Genomic DNA, 18504 nt, shown 5'->3' with positions numbered 1-18504 from the left:
TGCAGAACGGCGGCCAGAGGCCGCCGATGCCGACCTCTCCCGCACGCGGGGAAGGCTGCACCGAGCCTGCGGCACGAGCGTTCGATCCTCATATGAGGCCGCTCATCGCCCGCTGCGCCACCTCGCCGCACAATCCGGTTCCCAAAGATCGAATCGGAACGGCCATTTACCGCAGTCCTGTTTTGCCTTTTGGATGGGTTGACCCGCCCCCCTCATCCGGCCAATTTCGCCGCCGGTTTGGGGAGTACAACAACCATGAAACGGACGATTTTCGGCGTGGCCGCGGCTCTTGCTCTGGCGGCGTCGGCACCTTGCGCGCATGCGCAATCCTTCATCAACGTGCTGACCGGCGGCACTTCGGGCGTCTACTATCCGCTCGGGGTCGCGATCGGAAAGATCTACGGCGACAAGATTCCGAACGTGAAGACGCAGGTGCAGGCCACCAAGGCGTCGGTCGAGAACCTGATCCTGCTGCAGCAGGGCCGCGGCGAGCTGGCGTTCACGCTGGGCGATTCGCTGAAGGCGGCCTGGGACGGCGAGGAGGAGGCGGGCTTCAAGACCAAGCTCGACAAGCTGCGCACGATCGGCGCGATCTATCCGAACTACATCCAGATCGTCGCGACCGCCGAGTCCGGCATCAAGACGCTCGCCGATCTCAAGGGCAAGAGCCTGTCGGTCGGCGCGCCGAAGTCGGGCACCGAGCTGAATTCCCGCGCGATCCTCGGTGCAGCCGGCATGAGCTACAAGGATCTCGGCAAGGTCGAATATCTGCCATTCGCCGAATCCGTCGATCTCATGAAGAACCGGCAGCTCAACGCCACGCTGCAATCGGCCGGCCTCGGCGTCGCCTCGCTGAAGGACCTGTCGACCTCGAGCCCGATCACGGTGGTGTCGGTGCCCAAGGAGACGGTCGACAAGATCGGCCCGCCCTTCATCTCTGCGACCATTCCAGCCAACACCTATACCGGTCAGGACAAGGACGTCCCGACCGCGGCGGTCGTGAATTACCTCGTGACCAGCTCGGCGGTGTCGGACGATCTCGCCTATCAGATGACCAAGCTGGTCTTTGAATCGTTGCCGGAGCTTGCCAACGCGCATGCCGCCGGCAAGGAGATCAAGCTCGAGACGGCGGCCAATGGCAGCCCGGTTCCGCTGCATCCCGGCGCGATCCGCTATTACAAGGAAAAAGGGCTGATCAAGTAAGTCGCTCGGTCATCATTCCGGGGCGGCTCGTCAGAGCCGAACCCGGAATCTCGAGATTCCGGGTTCGATGCTGCGCATCGCCCCGGAATGACGGAGAGAATGTTCGTGGATGCCCGGGATAATCCCGGGCATGACGTTTTTGGGGGCCCGTGCCAATGCTATCTGGCATGGACAGGCTGAGGACCAATGAGATGCTGGAAAAACCAGAGGCCACCGAGGCCCCTATCAAGGTCGAGTTCGACAATTTCGAGCATGGCTTCCCGGAAGGCTTTGGCCCGGGCTGGTGGGGCCAGCTCGCCTACTGGATCGGCATCGCGTTCGCGACCTTCCAGCTCTATGTCGCCGCCTTCAACTATCTGCCGAGCCAGGTGGTGCGCGGCGTCCATGTCGGGTTCCTGCTCCTGCTCACTTTCGGCCTGATCGCCAACTTCACCGCGAAGAGCAATTTCGGCCGCGCGCTCGGCTGGGTGATCGGCAGCGCCGGCTTCTTCTGCGGCCTCTACCAGTGGATCTTCTACGCCGACCTGATCGCCCGCGACGGCGATCCGACCAAGCTCGACCTCGTGGTCGGCACGGTGCTCGCGGTGCTGATCTTTGAGGGCACGCGGCGCCTGATGGGCGCGGCGCTGCCGCTGATGTGCGGCGCGTGCCTGCTGTACTGGTTCTTCGGCCAGTACCTGCCGTCGCCGCTCAACCATCGGGGCTATGATTTCGACCAGATCATCACGCATCTGTCGTTCGGCACCGAGGGCTTTTACGGCGTGCCGATCTACGTTTCGGCAACCTACATCTTCCTGTTCATCCTGTTCGGCTCGTTCCTGGAGCGCGCCGGCATGATCCAGCTGTTCACCGACGTCTCGCTCGGCCTGTTCGGCCGCACCCGCGGCGGACCTGCCAAGGTCGCGGTGTTCGCCTCGGGCATGATGGGCACCATCTCCGGTTCGGGCGTCGCCAATGTCGTCACCGTCGGCCAGTTCACGATCCCGCTGATGATCAGGTTCGGCTACCGCCGCGCGTTTGCGGCCGGCGTCGAGGCGACGGCCTCGATGGGCGGCCAGATCATGCCGCCGGTGATGGGCGCGGTCGCCTTCATCATGGCCGAGACGCTCGGCGTGCAATATTCGGAGATCGTGAAGGCGGCGGCGATTCCCGCGATCCTCTATTTCGCTTCCGCGTTCTGGATGGTGCATCTGGAAGCCGGCAAGCACGGCCTCGTCGGCATGAAGCGCTCGGAGATCCCGAGCGCCTGGAAGGCGCTGGTGACACGCTGGTACCTCGTGCTGCCGCTCGCCGCTCTCGTCTACATGCTGTTCGAAGGCTTTACGCCGCTCTATGCCGGCAGCATGGGCCTTGCGCTCACCGTGACGCTGATCCTCGGCACCGCCATCACGACGGGCGCCTCCTCGAACGTGATCCGCACCATCTTCTGGGTCGGGCTCGCGCTCGTCGTCGCGGCACTGTCGCGCGACGGCCTCCAGATCGTGCCGGTCGCGACCGTCGTCGTCGGGCTGATCGTGATCACTGCTTTCGTGCGCGGCGGCTTTGCGGCGTTGCGCGCGTGCCGCGATGCGCTGGCCGAGAGCGCGAAATCCGCCATCACCGTCGGCATGGCCTGCGCCATCGTCGGCGTCATCATCGGCATGATGTCGCAGACCGGCGTCGGCACCATCTTCGGCGGCTGGGTGATTAGTCTCGGCGAGAAGAGCCTGTTCCTGGCGCTGGTCATGACCATGCTGCTGTCGATCCTGCTCGGCACCGGCATCCCGACCATCCCGACCTACATCATCACCGCCGCGCTCGCCGCGCCGGCCCTCGCCAAGCTCGGCGTGCCGCTGATCGCGAGCCACATGTTCGCGTTCTATTACGGCATCATGGCCGACCTGTCGCCGCCGGTGGCGCTCGCCGCGCTCGCGGCGGCGCCGATCGCCAAGGAGAATCCGGACAAGATCGGATGGGAGGCGATGCGCATCGCACTCGCCGGCTATGTCATCCCCTTCATCTTCGTCTATTCGCCGGCCTTGATGCTGCAGGCCGGCGATCCCATGGCGGCCAAGCTCGGCTTCTACGGCGCGGTGGCGCTCGCGACCTTGAAGGCGCTGGTGGCGATCGCCCTGTTCGGTATGGTCGCGATCGGCTTCCTGTTCACGCGACTGACGCCGGTCGAGCGTCTGGTCGCACTCGGCGCTGCGTTCTGTCTGCTCGGCGAATTCCCGTTCAGCGACACCGCGGGCTTTGTGCTCGCTGCGGCGCTCGTGCTGTGGCAATGGCGGCAGCGTCAGCCGGCCGCGGTCGAGGCGGCGTGAGCCTCTGCTTCGCAACTGCGGTCGGCGTGAAGGCGCTGGCGCTGTCCGCGTTCACGCTTGTTTGGACGCATTCGATCGCGAAGGTCGACTGGCAGGAAGACTGGCGCGTCACGCCTGCCGGGCTCGAACTGGTGCAGGCACGCGTCAAGGGCACCGGCCCCGGCATGGAGCCGCCGGCCGAGGCGCGGCTCGTCGACGGCTGGTTTCAATGGCGGCCGCAGCGTGCGCCGATGCCGGAGGTGGTGCTTGGCAATTCCGGTGCGGCCGGGGAATGGCGGTTATGCCATGATGGGACGTGCCGGACGTTGTCGGAGATTGTCGGCCATCCCATTGGTGCTAACGTCACGACGATGAAGATTTGCAACGATCCGTAGCCCGGATTGCGCTCCGCTCCATGCGGGCTACAAAGAACAACAACACGGGAGACACACGATGGATCGGCTCAAGGGCAAGGTTGCGATGGTGGTGGGCGCCGGCTCGATCGGACCGGGGTGGGGCAACGGCAAGGCGACCGCGGTGACCTTTGCGCGCGAGGGCGCGCAGGTGTTTTGCGTCGATCGCAATGGTGCTGCGGCCGAGGAGACCGCGAAGATCATCGCCGGCGAAGGCGGCAAGGCGATGGCGTTCACGGCCGACGTCTCGCGCGCCAGTGAGATCGAGGCGATGGTGGCGGCGTGCCTGAAGGCCTATGGCCGCATCGACGTGCTCGACAACAATGTCGGCATCGCCGAGATGGGCAGCGTGGTCGAGGTGAGCGAGGAGAGCTGGGACCGCGTCTTCAGCGTCAACCTCAAGAGCGCCTATCTCGCCATGAAGCACGTCATCCCTGTCATGGTGAAGCAGGGCGGCGGCTCGATCATCAACATCTCCTCGATCGCCTCGATCCGCCACATGGGCATCTCCTACGTCACCTACGGCACCTCGAAGGCGGCGATGAACCAGATGACGCGCACCACGGCGATCGAGTTCGCGCGCCATCATGTGCGCGTCAACGCGATCCTGCCCGGCCTGATGAAAACGCCGATGGTCGAGCATTCCGCCGGCCTCGCCGCCAGCTATGCCAAGGGCGATGTGGAAGCGATGTGGCGCGCACGCGATGCGCAAGTGCCGATGGGCCACATGGGCGATGCCTTCGACGTCGCCAACGCCGCGCTGTTCCTGGCGTCGGACGAGTCGAAATATGTAACGGGCATCGAGCTCGTGGTCGACGGCGGGATCACGTGCAAGGCTGGAGCTTGATCCAGCTCTCGTTCCGTCATCCTGAGGTGCGAGTAGCGCAGTGCCTATGCACTGCGCTGCGAGCCTCGAAGGATGAACGGCCCTGGTGCCCGCAGCCGGGCCGTCGCCCTTCGAGGGCCGCTGAAGAAGCGGCCACCTCAGGGTGACGGATTTGATGCTCGATACGACGGTGGAGTTGTGGTTGCCTACTGCGCCAGCGCCAGGATGCCGCCGGCAAAGGCGTGCCACGCTGCCGTCTCGCTGATCGGCCAGTTCAGCACCTTCACCGCCAAAAGCGCCAGCGTGCCGTAGATGTAGACCGGATGCACGCGACCTTCGGTGCGCCAGTCGCGCACCATGGCGATGACGAGCAGAAGGGAAGCGACAACGGCCGGCGCGATCGTCACGGGCACCGGCGGCGGGCCGGGCGGTCCGGGAGGCGCGAGGAAGGTCAGGAACCAGCGCGCAATCGCGGCATCGAGGATCGAGACTGCCGCCAGTAGCATCAGGCGCTTGTGAATCTCGGGCTTGCGCGTGTTGACGATCGCCAGCACGAACACCACCGCAAAGAACGCAATTCCGCTCATCGGCACGATCGAGAAGCCGATGCCGGCGTCCTTCTGCCCCAGCGCGGCGGAATGCTGCATCACGTGCACCGAGGCGAGGAAGCCGAAAATCGTCATCGCAGTCGCGAGCGATACGCCGGCGATGCCGAGCGAACGGTGATTGATCACGCGGCCGGAGGCCGCGAGCCAGGTCTGGAGCACGAAATAGATCGACCAGGTGAAGAACAACAATCCGTGAAAGTGAATCACGGGGCTTGCGGAGAAGGTCCGCTGGGCGAGCGGCACCCAATAGGTCGGTGCGAAGCCGAGAAAGGCGGTCGCCGCGCAGGCCAGGGCCATGTGGAGATAAAAATATCGTGCAGGCGACGCATCACGCGCGCGTACACGACGGTCGTCGATCAGGGTCGTCATCAGGGATGAGTCTGGAGGGGCGGCGTTTGGTTCAAACCCGCTGTCGTCCCGGACAAGCGTAAGCGCCGATCCGGGACCCATAACCACAAGACCTGGTTGTATCACGCGCTGGCAACTCCGAGTCTTCGCCAAACAGAATTTGGTGGCTATGGGTCCCGGATCGGCGCGCGCTTAGGGCGCGCTTGTCCGGGACGACAGCGGAGGTTAACCGCCCGCGCTCAATTCTGCCCGATCGAGCTCCTCCTCAAGCCGGTGAAACGCGTCGTCGCCGATCACCTCGGTGGCGCGGAGATCGAAGATCGACTTGCGCGCCGCTTCGATGGCGCGGCGGCGCAGGGGATCGGCGGGCAGTTCGCCATTGCTGATGCCGCCGTTCGGATCGGTCTCGGTCTGCATCAGGATGGCGCGATATTCGAGCCGCAGGATCTCCGCCTCCTCCGACGGATCGCTCTCGATCGCATCGAGCGCGGCGCGATAGGCGACCGCGCGCCCGCGGGCGACCTCGATGCCGACGGGATCATCGTCCTTGAGGTCGAAGGCGAGGATCAGCGGCCGCAGCCGACGGGATCATCGTCCTTGAGGTCGAAGGCGAGGATCAGCGGCCGCAGCGTCAGGCCCTGGATCACCAGCGACCCCAGCACCACCGCAAAGGCGATGAAGACGATGAAGTCGCGATAGGGAAAATTCTCCGGCAGCGCAAAGGCGGTGGCGAGCGTGACGAGGCCGCGCATGCCGCACCAGGAGATGATGAGGCCGCCTTTCGGCGAGGCCACCTGCTTCGGATCCTTGGGATGGTAGAGGCCTTGCGCCATCAGCACGCGCAGCGTCGTGCGATAGAACGTCACCCAGAACAGGCGCACCAGGACCACTGTGAGCAGGATCCAGGCCGCAGCCACGCAATATTCCCAGCGCACGTCGGCATCGAGCCGCGTCCAGATCGGCCGCATCTGCATGCCGATCAGCATGAAGGCGAGCACGTTGAGCACGAACACCGTCGTTTCCCAGACCGCATAGGACGGCACCCGCAGCCGGGCCGGCATCCGCGCCGGCGCGGTGCGCGCGAGGGCGATGGCGTAGATCACGATGGTGAGGATGCCGGACAGGCCGAGATGCTCGGCACCGATCCAGATCATGAAGGTGGTGGCGAACTGAACGATGATCGCGCTCGGGGCTTCCGTCACGCGTTCCATCATGGGCGCGATGATCCGGGCTGCGAGCAGGCCGGCGATGACGCTGCCGACCAGCGCCAGCGCCATGGTCGGCGCGACCTGGCTCCAGGTCAGATGTTCGGTGGCGACCGCGCCGACGGCGATGCGATAGATCAGCAGCGCGCTCGCATCGTTGAGAAGGCTTTCGCCCTCCAGCACCTTCACCATGCGGTGGGGCAGCTTGACCTGGCTCAGAATCGCGACCGCGGCGGCGGCATCCGGCGGCGCCACGATGGCGCCGAGTGCAACCGCAGCGGCCCAAGGCATGTCGGGCATCAGCCGGTGCGCGACGAAGGCAACGCCGGCAGTGGTCAGGCCGACCGCGGCCACGACCAGGGTCGAGACCGGAACCCAGTTGTTGCGCAAATCGCGCAGCGAGGTGTCGAAGGCGGCATCGAGCAGGACCGGTGCGACAAAAAGGGCCAAGGCCAGGTCCGGCTCCAGCGCCCAGGTCGGACTCGACGGCACGAAGGCGATCAGCGCGCCGCCGATGGCGAGAAAGGTCGGGTAGGGGACCTTGATCCGCCGCGCCAGCGCCGATAAGGCAACAGCGCCGAGCAGCAGTGCAATGATCCATTCGAATGTCGACACGATGATCCCTGAAGCCGGTTTGAGCGGCGCCACAAGCTAGCACCAATCCGGCCATATGATGGATAGTACGGCCCCAACACAAAACTTAAGACAAGACCTTAAGGCAAGACCTCCGACTGCAACGAGCATGCGTTTTCTCATTCACCTGTTCGGCGCCGGGTTGCTCTACGCACTCTCGCTGGCCCCAGCCGATGCTGCGACCGGCGGCGAGCCGGTGGCCGTGACGCAGGTCGATGTCGCGCCCTGCCTCGCGGCGGCTGCGGCCGACGACATGGACAAGGCAGCCACCGCCTGCGCCGCCGTGATCGACAATGAGAAGACGGCGAAGGGCGACCTGATCAAGGCACTTATCGCGCGCGGCGCGCTCTATGCGCGGCACGATCAGGTCGATCGTGCCATCGCCGATGACAGCCGTGCGCTTCTGCTCGATCCGGGCCTTGCGGATATCTTCAACGCGCGCGGCGAGCTCTGGCTGAAGAAGGGCGACAAACCCAAGGCGGTGCAGGATTTCGGCGCCGCGCTCAGAATCGATCCCAACCACGCGAAGGCCAAGGCCAATCACAAGGCGGTGGCGCGCGAGATCGAGCGGATAGGCGCGCAGATGGCGGTCGCCGGCAAACCCAGCTTCAATTGCGCGCGAGCGCGTCGCGCGGTGGAAACGGCGATCTGCGGCAATCGCGAGCTCGCCGATCTCGACCGCGAGGTTTTTGCCTCCAATGCCCGTGCGATCCGGGGGGCGCGCAATGCGGCTGAAGTGAAGGCGCTCCAGCGCGAGCAGGATGAATTCATCGCGCGCCGCAATGCCGATTTCGGCCGGCCGGGGTACGACTTGAAGAAGGCGATGCAGGAGCGCTTGCAACGGCTGAACGGGGTGGATGGGTATTGAGCTCTTCGCCTCTCCCCGCCTGCCCGCAAGCGGGACGAGGGAGAGAAGCGCCGGTGCTCCCCTGACAGCCCCAATTGAACCCATCCCTTGCCAGCTGCGACAACGGTGAGAACCCGACGTCACGGAGCCCTATGTCATGTGCGGCACTCAAGCCTCCGCGCAAGCGCTTTCGCCTGCCAAAATCACGCTTCGCGCCCTCTTCCTTGGCGCGGCAATGAGTATTGCTCTCGCGGCCCCAGCCGCGGCGAGCGCCGAGTGCGTGCTGGGCAGCAAGGCTGACCCGGCCGAGTTGATCCCGGCGTGCAGCGCCATCATCGACCAGATCGCAAGTCCGACCTCCGATCGCAGCGCGGCCCTCGTCGTCCGCGCCGAAGCCAATGTGCGAACCCTCGGAGGCCAGTCACAGGCGCTGCGGGATCTGGACCGCGCCATCGCGCTCGACGGCAAGAACGCAAAGGCCTGGCGCGTGCGCGGCGACCTCTTGCGCGAGGCCGGCGGCGACCTCAATCGCGCCGCGGCGGATCTGACCAAGGCGATCGAGCTCGACCCAGAGGATGCGGAAGCTTACGAGCTGCGCGGCGTCGTCTACACCAATCAGCGCCGGCTCGACCGCGCGCTCGCCGATTACGACCGGGCGATCAAGCTGAAGCCGGACGATGCGCAGGCCTGGTCCGACCGCGGCGTCGCCTATTATCTCGGCGGCGACAACGAGAAGGCGATCAGGAATTTCGACGAGGCGCTGCGGCTCGATCCGAGCCGCGCGCGCACCTACACCAATCGCGGTGCGGCCTATAAGAAGCTCGGGCAGCTCGACAAGGCGGTCGCCGATGACGGCGAAGCGATCAGGCTCGATCCGAAGGTGCCGGAGTATTACGACAACCGCGGTCTGACCTATGCTGCGATGGGCGAATACGACAAGGCGATTGCCGATTACGACCAGGCGATCCGGCGGGAGCAGCGCGCCAACTTCCTGACCAACCGCGGCGATTCCTACCAGTTCAAGGGCGAGCTCGGGGCAGCGCTGAGCGACTACGAGGCTGCGCTGAAGCTCGATCCGAATTTCGCAAAGACCTACAACAACCGCGCCGTGCTCTACAAGAAGATGGGGGAGCGCAAGAAGGCCCTGGCCGATTATGAGACGGCGCTCAAGCTGGATCCCGGCAACGAGAATGCAGCGAACGGCCGCCGCAGCATGATCGCCGAGATCGCGAAGTTCGGCGCGGCGCCCGCGGGCCCGATGCATGCGCGCTCGGCCGACGATAGCGGTCCGTCGTTCGATTGTGCCACGGCGAAGCGCGAGGTCGAGAAGGTGATCTGCGCCGATCCGCAGCTTGGCGTGCTCGACCGCCAGATTGCCGAGACCTATGAGCGTGTGCTGAGGGCTTCGAAGGGACGTTTCGCGGGCGACCTCCGCAAGACCCAGCGCGAGTTCCTCACGACGCGCAACGCAAGCTTCGGCCGCCCCGGCTATGATCTGAAGAAGCTCATGCAGGAGCGCTTGCAGCGGTTGAATGCCATGGGGAGCTGAGGCGCGCCCTTCGCCTCTCCCGCGTGCGGGGAGAGGCCGGAATTTGCGAGAGCAAATTCCGGGTGAGGGGAACCTCCGCGACCTCATCTCTCACCGTGTTTGCCGATGCAGCCCCTCACCCCAGCCCTCTCAGCGCGAGCGAAGCTCGTCGCGACCCCGTAAGAACGGGGCGAGGGAGCGCACCGCCGATGCGGACATGCGCCAAAGGCCCATTCTTTTCAGCTTGAACCGCGGCCCGTTCCCGCGAAAATAAGCCCACAACAAGGCCGGCAATTGATCCTGGTCATGGCGGGGCGCCTGTCCTGCCACAAGGGTCAGGGCCAGGCGAATAAAGGCACGGGAGCGCGGGAATGAACGTCCAAGGGAACGTCCAAGGAAACGTCGACGGCAAAAGTCGTTATCATGAGGTCCATGCGCGCTCGCTGGCCGATCCGGAAGGCTTCTGGGCCGAGGCGGCGAAGGAGATCGACTGGATCGAGCCTCCGACGAAGATCTTCGATCCCTCGCAAGGAACCTACGGCCGCTGGTTTGCCGGCGGCGTCGTCAACACCTGCTACAACGCCCTCGACCGCCATGTCGAACGCGGCCGCGCCGACCAGGTCGCGCTGATTCATGATTCGCCGCTGACGGGTTCGGTCACCAAGCTCACCTATGCCGAACTGCTGAACGAGGTCCAGGCGCTCGCTGCCATCATGCAGGACTTCGGTGTCGGCAAGGGCGATCGTGTCATTCTCTACATGCCGATGGTGCCGGAGGCGGTGGTCGCGATGCTCGCCTGCGCGCGACTCGGCGCGGTTCACTCCGTGGTGTTCGGCGGCTTTGCCGCGAAAGAGCTCGCCACGCGGATCGACGATGCGCAGCCGAAGCTCATCCTTTCCGCCAGCTGCGGCATCGAGCCCGGCCGCATCGTGCAGTACAAGCCGCTGCTCGACGAGGCGATCAAGCTTGCTAGCAGCAAGCCGAAGGCCTGCATCGTGCTGCAGCGTCCGCAGCTCACTTGCGAGATGACGCCAAGCCGCGACTACGACTGGGCGAGCCTGCGCCGCAAGGCGCTGAACGACGGCAAGAGCACGGCTTGCGTGCCTGTCGCCGCCACCGATCCGCTCTATATCCTCTATACCTCCGGCACGACCGGCGTGCCGAAGGGCGTCGTGCGCGACAATGGCGGCCATCTCGTCGCGGTGAAATGGTCGATGTTCAACCTCTATGGCGTCAAGCCGGGCGAGGTGTGGTGGTGCGGCTCCGACATCGGCTGGGTGGTCGGCCACAGCTACATCGTCTACGGGCCGCTGCTGCATGGCGCGACGTCGGTCATGTACGAGGGCAAACCGGTCGGCACGCCCGATGCCGGCGCGTTCTGGCGCGTGATCTCCGAGCACAAGGCGGTGGCCTTCTTCACCGCGCCGACCGCGTTCCGCGCGATCCGGAAAGAGGATCCGGAAGGAAAGTTCATCCGGCAATACGATCTCTCCAAATTCCGTACGCTGTTCCTCGCCGGCGAACGCGCCGATCCGCCGACGGTGGAATGGGCGGAGCAGCAGCTGAAGGTGCCGGTGATCGACCATTGGTGGCAGACCGAGACCGGCTGGTGCATCGCCGGTAATCCGGTCGGGCTCGGCATGCTGCCGGTGAAGCACGGCTCGCCGACGGTGCCGATGCCGGGCTATCAGGTCGATGTCGTCGATGAAGCGGCAAAGCCGGTCGGACCCAACACCATGGGCTCGATCGTCATCAAGCTGCCGATGCCGCCCGGCTGCCTGCCGACGCTGTGGAATCAGGACGAGCGCTTCAAGGAGGCATACCTCAGCGAATTCCCCGGCTATTACAAAACCTCTGATGCCGGCTACAAGGACGAGGACGGCTATGTGTTCGTCATGGGCCGCACCGACGACATCATCAATGTCGCCGGCCATCGGCTCTCCACCGGCGGCATGGAGGAAATCTTGGCCTCGCATCCTGATGTCGCCGAATGTGCCGTGCTCGGCGTCAAGGACGCGATCAAGGGCGAGGTGCCCTGCGGCTTCCTGGTGCTCAAGGCCGGCGTGAAGCGCCCGCCTGCCGAGATCGAGAAGGAGATCGTCGCACTGGTGCGCGACAAGCTCGGGCCGGTCGCCGCCTTCAAGCTCGCCATCACCGTCGGCCGCCTGCCCAAGACGCGCTCCGGAAAGATCCTGCGCGGCACCATCAAGAAGATCGCCGATGGCGAATCCTGGACCATGCCGGCGACGATCGAGGATCCCAAGGCGCTCGACGAGATCGGGGAGGCGCTGAAGGGAAGGGTGTGAGGTTTGCGCTGGCGGCGATGCCAGTGAGACGCAACGCTGCCTCACCACCTTCCGCTGTCATCGCCCGCGCAGGCGGGCGATCCAGTACTCCGCAGCAGCAATTGTGACCCCATGCCCGCCGCGGCGTACTGGATGCCCCGCCCCCGTGCGCAATTGCGCACTAGGCGGGGCATGACAGTGTGCCAGGGACTTACAATCTCCTCATTCCACGCTAAACAGGGCCGGCCGATAGGGAACCTCGTATGCCACTCGCCGTCACGTCGCGCCTGCTGACCGCCTTCACTCTCGCCATCGCTCTCTCCGCCTGCTCGGCGCGCTACCAGACGCCGGTGGCGGTGGGCGGCGACGATGATGATGCGGTCTGCCAGAGCCGGGGCTATGCGCAGGGCTCGCCGGAATACGTGGCCTGCCGCAAGGACCGCGACGTCCAGCGCAATGCCGCCATCGCCCGCGCCGACCGCCGCCAACGCGATCTCGGCGAGTACATGCTGAACCACCCCGAGCGGCCGTGACGTGAGTACGGCACTATGTTGCCGCGCCACGCACCTCGCATTTGCAGTTTCCGTGACACATCTGCAACGCCGCGACCAAATCGCGGGCCGCTTGTCCTGATTTGATCGCATCAAATCCTTCACCATCCCCTTTCTGCTCTGACGCTGATGTCGCGCAACGACGCGCGAGAGATGGCTGAAGGGGATTGAAATGCAGAGAACGACAAGAAACTTGGCGCGGCTTGCCACGATTGGCGCGATGCTCGTGGGCACTTTTGCCTCAGCGCAGGCAGCCGATCTGCCGGTCTACAAGAAGGCGCCGCCGCCGGTGGAAGCATTCAATCCGTGGATGGTGCGCTTGCGGGTGCTCGGCGTGTTGCCGGATGCAGGCGGGAGCACGGTCAACGTGGCGGGCGTGCCTTCGCTGTCGTCGCCGAATTCCGGCCTCTCGATCAGCGACCAGGTCGTCCCCGAGCTCGACATCAGCTATTTCTTCACCAAGAACATCGCCGCCGAGCTGATCCTCGGCGTGACCAGGCACTCGATCAGCGGCACCGGCTCGCTCGCGAGCCTGCCGATCGGCAAGACCACGCTGTTGCCGCCGACGCTGACGCTGCAATATCACTTCGACAATTTCGGCGCGTTCAAGCCCTATATCGGCGCCGGTGTGAACTACACGGTGTTCTTCAACAACTCCGCTGCCAATGCGCCCGCCGCAATCGCCGGTCCGCCCGCGATCGTCGCCACCACCACGAACCTGCATGTCAGCAATGCCTGGGGCGGCGCCGTCCAGTTCGGCTTCGACTACATGATCGACCGGCACTGGGGTCTCAACGTCGACGTCAAGAAGCTCTGGCTGCGTCCGAACTACAGCGCGACCGTCTCCGGCCTGCCGGTCACCGGCACCGCGCATATCGATCCGTGGCTGGTCGGCGCGGGTGTGACCTACAAGTTCTGAGAGGCCCCAAAGGAGGCATTGGCGCCGCGACGACCATCGAAGGTGGGGGTACACAAAACAAGAGCGCGGCAGGTCTCCCTGCCGCGTTTGCTTGCATTTCCTAGCGGACGAAGAGCGGAGCCTTACCCCTCCTCGTCTTCGTGCTTCTTGCCGCCGAGCGTCTTCAGCTTGGCGAACACGGCGTCGACATTGAGATCGTCGCTGGACTTCTCCGCGGGCTCGTACTCGTCCTTGCGGGTGGTCTCGGAGGCCGGCAGCAGGGTGGCGCCGCCATAGGTTGCGTCGATCGGCTTTTCCTTGGCGGCGCGCTGCACCTCGAAATCGAGTTCGATCTGCGAGCAGAGGCCGAGGGTGACGGGGTCGATCGGGGTCAGGGACGACGTGTTCCAGTGGGTACGGTCGCGCACGCTCGCGATCGTGCTCTTGGTGGTGCCGACCAGGCGCATGATCTGGGCGTCCTTGAGCTCCGAATGGTTGCGCAGCAGCCAGAGGATCGCGCTCGGACGCTCGTGGCGGCGCGACACCGGGGTGTAACGCGGGCCCTTGCGCTTGGGCTGGGGCGGCAGCACCACCTTGCTCTCCTGCAGGCGGAGCCGGTAGTCCGGGTTCTTCTCGCCCTTCTCGATCTCCTCGCGCGTCAGCTGGCCGTTGGAGAGGGGATCCATGCCCTTGATGCCCTGGGCCGCGTCGCCGTCGGCGATGGCGCGCACCTCGAGGGGGTGCATCTTGGTGAAATCGGCGACCTGGTCGAAGGTCAGCGCGGTGTTGTCGAGCAGCCAAACGGCGGTCGCCTTGGGCATCAGAGGTGCGTTGCTCATGGCAAATCTCCTTTGTGCTTCGCCCACCCCTCTGGAGGCGAAACCGGTGGTCATCAGCGATGACAGGGAATTCGCGCTATATAAGCCCGGAGGGGCTAGCCATGCAATGGTTCTGCTATAGATAGTGCCTTGACACCGCCTGAAAGGGGGCCCAATTCCCTTTGAACCGCTGTAAGGTTCAAGCCGACAGTTTTAAGCCCTATTCCATCCATCGACCGCCCCCGCCAGAAGGCGAAACGGGTGATTCGGTCCCGAGATCGCTCAATGTCAGCCAAACCAGACCTCAAAATCGTGCTTTGTTCTCCCCGCGGCTTTTGTGCCGGGGTGGTCCGGGCGATCGACACCCGTGGAACGGGCGCTCGATAAGTACGGTGCCCCCGTCTACGTTCGCCATGAGATTGTGCACAATAAGTATGTCGTCGATGGGTTGAAGAAGAAGGGCGCCATCTTCGTCGAGGAACTGGCTGAAATCCCGGAGAATACCACCGCCCCCGTGGTGTTCTCGGCCCATGGCGTGCCGAAATCGGTTCCGGCCGACGCCCAGTCCCGCAATCTGTTCTCGCTGGATGCGACCTGCCCTCTGGTGACCAAGGTGCACCGCGAGGCTGCGATCCACTTCAAGCGCGGCCGCGAGATCTTCCTGATCGGCCATTCCCATCACCCCGAGGTGGTCGGCACGCTCGGCCAGCTTCCGCCCGGCGCCGTGACCCTGATCGAGACCGCCGAGGACGCCAAGACCATCACGCCGAAGGACCCCAACAACCTCGCCTTCGTGACCCAGACCACGTTGTCGATCGACGACACCGCGGAAATCGTGGCGCTGCTCAAGGAGCGCTTCCCGAACATCAACGGCCCGCACAAGGAAGACATCTGCTACGCCACCACCAACCGCCAGCTCGCGGTGAAGAAGGTGGCGCCGGTGGTGGACGCGCTCATCGTTGTCGGTGCCCCCAATTCGTCGAACTCGCAGCGCCTGCGCGAGGTCGCCGAGCGCGAGGGCTGCAAGATCGCGGTGCTGGCGCAGCGCGCCGCCGACATCGATTGGGGCAAGTTCGGCAACATCAACAGCCTCGGCATCACCGCAGGCGCCTCCGCGCCGGAAGTGATCGTCGAGGAGATCATGGACGCCTTCGCCGAGCGCTACACGCTGCACGTGGAGACGGTCTCGGCCGCGGAGGAGAACGAGTTCTTCCCGCTGCCGCGTCAGGTGCGCCCCGAAGCTGCTGCCGAGTAGACCTTTATGGCGGTCTACACCGACGTCGCCGCCGACGAGCTTGCGGATTTTCTGAAGCAATACGAGCTCGGCGAGTTGCTCTCCTACAAGGGCATCGCCGAGGGCGTCGAGAATTCCAACTTCCTGCTGCACACGACGACCGGATCGTTCATCCTCACGCTCTACGAAAAACGCGTGGCGAAGAACGATCTGCCGTTTTTCCTCGCGCTGATGACGCATCTCGCCGAGCACGGCGTCAATTGCCCGCTGCCGGTGAAGGGACGCGATGGGGAGGCCCTGCGTGAGCTGTCGGGCCGCCCCGCCGCGATCATTACCTTTCTCGAAGGCGTCTGGCCGCGCAAGCCGAACGCCACCCATTGCGCCGGCGTCGGCGAGGGGCTGGCCCGGATGCATCTGGCCGGCGCCAATTTCGCCATTAAGCGCGTCAATGCGCTGTCGGTCGCGGGCTGGCGTCCCCTGTTCGACGCGGCGTCGAGCCGTGCCGACGAGGTGCAGCCGGGCCTGCGCGGCTTTCTTTCCGCCGAGCTCGATCATCTCTCGAGCGGGATCTGGCCCACCGATCTGCCGCAGGGCGTGATCCACGCCGACCTCTTCAATGACAACGTCTTCTTCCTCGGCGACAAGCTCTCAGGCATCATCGACTTCACCTTCGCCTGCAACGACATGCTGGCCTATGACGTCGCGATCTGCCTCAACGCCTGGTGCTTCGAGCCGGATCATTCCTTCAACGTCACCAAGGCGCGCGCCTTCCTCAACGCCTATGGCCGGGTGCGCAAGCTCTCCGAGGCGGAAGAGGCGGCGCTGCCGCTCTTGGCGCGCGGCGCTGCGATCCGGTTCCTGCTGACGCGGCTGGTCGACTGGCTCAACGTGCCGCCGGGCGCGCTGGTCAAGCCGAAGGATCCCCTCGAATATGTCCGCAAGCTGCGCTTCCACCAGAGCGTGACGAGCGTGCGCGACTATGGGCTGACCCCGTCGGGGCTGGTGGCGTGAGCGAGCTTCCCAATGTCACGATCTATACCGACGGCGCCTGCTCGGGAAATCCAGGGCCGGGCGGCTGGGGCGCCATCCTGAGGTTCGGCGACAAGGAAAAGGAGCTGAGCGGCGGCCAGCCGCACACCACCAACAACCAGATGGAGTTGATGGCGGCGATCTCCGCGCTCGAGGCGCTGAAGAGACCGTGCACGGTCGATCTCTACACCGACAGCCAGTATGTCCGGCAGGGCATCACCGGCTGGATCTTCGGCTGGAAGCGCAACGGCTGGCGCACCGCCGACAAGAAGCCGGTGAAGAATGTCGAGCTATGGCAGCGCCTCGACGCCGCGCTGAAGCAGCACGAGGTCCGCTGGCACTGGGTCAAGGGCCACGCCGGCCACCCTGAGAACGAGCGCGCCGACCAGCTCGCGCGCGACGGCATCGCGATGGCGCGCTTGCAGCAGCGGGTGAGGGAGTAGGGGGCGCGGTCGTGGCTCCACTCTCAACTGTCATCGCCCGCCTTGTGCGCGCTTGCGCACTGGGGCGGGCGATCCAGTATCCCAGAGGCAGTTGTGATTCAGCCGAGCGGTCTCGGCGTACCGGATGCCCCGGTCGAGCCTGGTCGAGCCGGGGCATGACAATGTCATTTGCGGCTAAGAACTACGCGTATAACTCACAGCTGCCCAAGCAGCGTATCGCCGCCGGAGACCTCGACCTTGCCGGGCATCGCCTCGAGGTTCAGCTTCTTCACCACGCCGTCCTCGACCAGCATCGAATAGCGCTTGGAGCGGATGCCGAGGCCGTTGGCGGAGGCGTCGAGCTCCATGCCGATCGCCTTGGTGAAGTCGGCATTGCCGTCGGCGAGGAAGATCGCCTCGTCGCGCTGGTCGGTGTCGCGCTTCCAGGCGTTCATGACGAAGGCATCGTTGACGGAGACGATGGCGATGGTGTCGACGCCCTTGTCCTTGATGGCGTAGGCGTTGAGGAAGATGCTCGGCAGATGCATCTTGTGGCAGGTGCCGGTATAGGCGCCGGGCACCGCGAACAGCGCCACCTTCTTGCCCTTGAAGATATCGTCGGTGGTCTTCACCTGCGGACCTTCCGCCGTCATCACGCGGAATTTCGCCTCGGGCAGCTTGTCGCCAGTCTGGATCGCCATCGTCAGTCTCCCTGAATATCGGTCCCGCTTTCTAGACCGCGGCGCGGACCCGCACAATATTGCCGACGGCGGAAGCGGCGAGGGCGGCCGTTCACCATGATGTCATCAGCCGGAAAAGCCGCCATTGTCGAGGAAGGCCTGCTCTTCCTCCGTCGTGTCGCGGCCGAGGAGCCGATTGCGGTGGGGAAAGCGGCCGAACCGCCGGATGATGTCGGCATGCTCCTGGGCGTATTTCAGGTTCTCGGTATTGTCGGTGTCCTGAAACAGCGCGATGCAGTGCAGCTGGTCAGCCAAGTGCTCGGAATGCATGAAGGGCATGTAGAGGAATCCGAGCAGGACAGGATCGACCCTGCGGTCTGTGCCCTGCGCGATGGCGCGACGGGCGACATCGCGCGCCAGCGCATCGCTGGCGAAAGCCTGCGATGTGCCGCGAAACATGTTGCGGGGAAACTGGTCGAGCACGATGACGAGCGCAAGTGCGCCGTCATCGCTCTCTTCCCATGAGGCAAGCTCGCCGGCGGCCGCCTTCTGCCATACAGCGAGAAAGCGGCGCCTGATTTCCGCATCGAACGCGTCGTCGCGCTTGTACCAGCGTTCACGGCCGGCCTCGCGCCAGAAGGCGAGAATGCCTGATGGCTCGATGTCGCCGACCTCAGCCATCGACCAGAAGCGG

The 18504-nt window shown here is 64.9% G+C and carries 15 protein-coding genes and 2 pseudogenes; 12 read left to right on the top strand and 5 right to left on the bottom strand.

All coding sequences use genetic code 11. The annotated features are described in order from the left end of the window. The first annotated feature begins 255 nt into the window (after window positions 1–255). From ACVIIV_RS04210 to ACVIIV_RS04195, 4 genes are all read left to right on the top strand, one after another. Window positions 256–1203 carry a TAXI family TRAP transporter solute-binding subunit gene (locus ACVIIV_RS04210; protein WP_456743052.1) on the top strand — a complete coding sequence of 316 codons (948 nt, stop codon included), beginning with the start codon at window positions 256–258 and terminating at the stop codon, window positions 1201–1203. Between the two features lie 191 nt (window positions 1204–1394). Next, window positions 1395–3506 carry a TRAP transporter permease gene (locus tag ACVIIV_RS04205; protein ID WP_456743051.1) on the top strand — a complete coding sequence of 704 codons (2112 nt, stop codon included), beginning with the start codon at window positions 1395–1397 and terminating at the stop codon, window positions 3504–3506. Further along, window positions 3467–3880: a DUF1850 domain-containing protein gene (locus ACVIIV_RS04200; protein WP_456743050.1), complete on the top strand. Its 414-nt coding sequence runs from the start codon at window positions 3467–3469 to the stop codon at window positions 3878–3880. Before ACVIIV_RS04205 ends, ACVIIV_RS04200 begins: the two co-directional genes overlap by 40 nt. Before the next feature lie 58 nt (window positions 3881–3938). Beyond that, the gene (locus ACVIIV_RS04195; protein WP_456743049.1) at window positions 3939–4745 is read left to right on the top strand and encodes an SDR family NAD(P)-dependent oxidoreductase; all 807 of its coding nucleotides are present in this window, start codon (window positions 3939–3941) and stop codon (window positions 4743–4745) included. A 185-nt stretch (window positions 4746–4930) separates the two neighbouring features. On the opposite strand, the gene ACVIIV_RS04190 is transcribed toward ACVIIV_RS04195, so the two are convergent. After that, the gene (locus tag ACVIIV_RS04190; RefSeq protein WP_456743048.1) at window positions 4931–5701 is read right to left on the bottom strand and encodes a hypothetical protein; all 771 of its coding nucleotides are present in this window, start codon (window positions 5699–5701) and stop codon (window positions 4931–4933) included. Between the two features lie 204 nt (window positions 5702–5905). After that, window positions 5906–7533, bottom strand: a pseudogene (locus tag ACVIIV_RS04185) (cation:proton antiporter). Between the two features lie 94 nt (window positions 7534–7627). Between ACVIIV_RS04185 and ACVIIV_RS04180 the strand changes: the two are divergent. The 5 genes from ACVIIV_RS04180 to ACVIIV_RS04160 all read left to right on the top strand — a co-directional run bounded on the left by ACVIIV_RS04180 (window position 7628) and on the right by ACVIIV_RS04160 (window position 13648). Then, on the top strand, window positions 7628–8386 hold the full coding sequence (locus ACVIIV_RS04180; protein WP_456743047.1) for a tetratricopeptide repeat protein: 759 nt from the start codon (window positions 7628–7630) through the stop codon (window positions 8384–8386). Between the two features lie 136 nt (window positions 8387–8522). Beyond that, window positions 8523–9914, top strand: coding sequence for a tetratricopeptide repeat protein (locus ACVIIV_RS04175; protein WP_456743046.1), 1392 nt, complete (start codon window positions 8523–8525; stop codon window positions 9912–9914). Between the two features lie 350 nt (window positions 9915–10264). Next, window positions 10265–12199: a propionyl-CoA synthetase gene (locus ACVIIV_RS04170; RefSeq protein WP_456743045.1), complete on the top strand. Its 1935-nt coding sequence runs from the start codon at window positions 10265–10267 to the stop codon at window positions 12197–12199. A gap of 242 nt (window positions 12200–12441) precedes the next feature. Continuing rightward, window positions 12442–12711 carry a hypothetical protein gene (locus ACVIIV_RS04165; protein WP_456743044.1) on the top strand — a complete coding sequence of 90 codons (270 nt, stop codon included), beginning with the start codon at window positions 12442–12444 and terminating at the stop codon, window positions 12709–12711. 238 nt (window positions 12712–12949) lie between these two features. Continuing rightward, on the top strand, window positions 12950–13648 hold the full coding sequence (locus tag ACVIIV_RS04160) for an OmpW/AlkL family protein (protein ID WP_456743043.1): 699 nt from the start codon (window positions 12950–12952) through the stop codon (window positions 13646–13648). A 122-nt stretch (window positions 13649–13770) separates the two neighbouring features. On the opposite strand, the gene ACVIIV_RS04155 is transcribed toward ACVIIV_RS04160, so the two are convergent. After that, window positions 13771–14466: a DUF1013 domain-containing protein gene (locus tag ACVIIV_RS04155; protein WP_456743042.1), complete on the bottom strand. Its 696-nt coding sequence runs from the start codon at window positions 14464–14466 to the stop codon at window positions 13771–13773. A 264-nt stretch (window positions 14467–14730) separates the two neighbouring features. Between ACVIIV_RS04155 and ispH the strand changes: the two are divergent. The 3 genes and pseudogenes from ispH (at window position 14731) to rnhA (ending at window position 17151) form a co-directional block, all read left to right on the top strand. After that, window positions 14731–15700: pseudogene (ispH, locus tag ACVIIV_RS04150) on the top strand (4-hydroxy-3-methylbut-2-enyl diphosphate reductase). A 6-nt stretch (window positions 15701–15706) separates the two neighbouring features. Further along, on the top strand, window positions 15707–16690 hold the full coding sequence (locus tag ACVIIV_RS04145; protein WP_456743041.1) for a homoserine kinase: 984 nt from the start codon (window positions 15707–15709) through the stop codon (window positions 16688–16690). Beyond that, window positions 16687–17151 carry a ribonuclease HI gene (gene rnhA / locus ACVIIV_RS04140; protein WP_456743040.1) on the top strand — a complete coding sequence of 155 codons (465 nt, stop codon included), beginning with the start codon at window positions 16687–16689 and terminating at the stop codon, window positions 17149–17151. The genes ACVIIV_RS04145 and rnhA overlap by 4 nt, the downstream gene beginning before the upstream one ends. A 194-nt stretch (window positions 17152–17345) precedes the next feature. Here rnhA and ACVIIV_RS04135 read toward each other — a convergent pair whose 3' ends face one another. Further along, window positions 17346–17831 (bottom strand): redoxin family protein, encoded by a 486-nt coding sequence (locus tag ACVIIV_RS04135; protein ID WP_456743039.1) that lies wholly within the window; start codon window positions 17829–17831, stop codon window positions 17346–17348. Window positions 17832–17936: 105 nt separating this feature from the next. Further along, a complete protein-coding gene (locus tag ACVIIV_RS04130; protein WP_456743038.1) occupies window positions 17937–18491 on the bottom strand; it encodes a DUF924 family protein in 555 nt (184 codons plus the stop codon). Window positions 18492–18504 lie beyond the last annotated feature (13 nt).

The organism is Bradyrhizobium sp. USDA 4354 (genome assembly GCF_054060315.1).
The sequence above is the reverse complement of the archived record's forward strand: the minus strand, read 5'-3'. Positions and strand labels throughout refer to the sequence as shown.

What these genes read in the sequence shown, in the direction of transcription:
- ACVIIV_RS04175 (WP_456743046.1), top strand. Translation starts at nt 8,523, where the DNA reads ATGTGCGGCACTCAAGCCTCCGCGCAAGCGCTTTCGCCTGCCAAAATC.
- ACVIIV_RS04180 (WP_456743047.1), top strand. Translation starts at nt 7,628, where the DNA reads ATGCGTTTTCTCATTCACCTGTTCGGCGCCGGGTTGCTCTACGCACTC.
- ACVIIV_RS04170 (WP_456743045.1), top strand. Translation starts at nt 10,265, where the DNA reads ATGAACGTCCAAGGGAACGTCCAAGGAAACGTCGACGGCAAAAGTCGT.
- ACVIIV_RS04205 (WP_456743051.1), top strand. Translation starts at nt 1,395, where the DNA reads ATGCTGGAAAAACCAGAGGCCACCGAGGCCCCTATCAAGGTCGAGTTC.
- ACVIIV_RS04135 (WP_456743039.1), bottom strand. Translation starts at nt 17,831, where the DNA reads ATGGCGATCCAGACTGGCGACAAGCTGCCCGAGGCGAAATTCCGCGTG.
- ACVIIV_RS04190 (WP_456743048.1), bottom strand. Translation starts at nt 5,701, where the DNA reads ATGACGACCCTGATCGACGACCGTCGTGTACGCGCGCGTGATGCGTCG.
- ACVIIV_RS04145 (WP_456743041.1), top strand. Translation starts at nt 15,707, where the DNA reads ATGGCGGTCTACACCGACGTCGCCGCCGACGAGCTTGCGGATTTTCTG.
- ACVIIV_RS04195 (WP_456743049.1), top strand. Translation starts at nt 3,939, where the DNA reads ATGGATCGGCTCAAGGGCAAGGTTGCGATGGTGGTGGGCGCCGGCTCG.
- ACVIIV_RS04130 (WP_456743038.1), bottom strand. Translation starts at nt 18,491, where the DNA reads ATGGCTGAGGTCGGCGACATCGAGCCATCAGGCATTCTCGCCTTCTGG.
- ACVIIV_RS04210 (WP_456743052.1), top strand. Translation starts at nt 256, where the DNA reads ATGAAACGGACGATTTTCGGCGTGGCCGCGGCTCTTGCTCTGGCGGCG.
- ACVIIV_RS04160 (WP_456743043.1), top strand. Translation starts at nt 12,950, where the DNA reads ATGCTCGTGGGCACTTTTGCCTCAGCGCAGGCAGCCGATCTGCCGGTC.
- ACVIIV_RS04165 (WP_456743044.1), top strand. Translation starts at nt 12,442, where the DNA reads ATGCCACTCGCCGTCACGTCGCGCCTGCTGACCGCCTTCACTCTCGCC.
- ACVIIV_RS04200 (WP_456743050.1), top strand. Translation starts at nt 3,467, where the DNA reads ATGGCGGCAGCGTCAGCCGGCCGCGGTCGAGGCGGCGTGAGCCTCTGC.
- ACVIIV_RS04155 (WP_456743042.1), bottom strand. Translation starts at nt 14,466, where the DNA reads ATGAGCAACGCACCTCTGATGCCCAAGGCGACCGCCGTTTGGCTGCTC.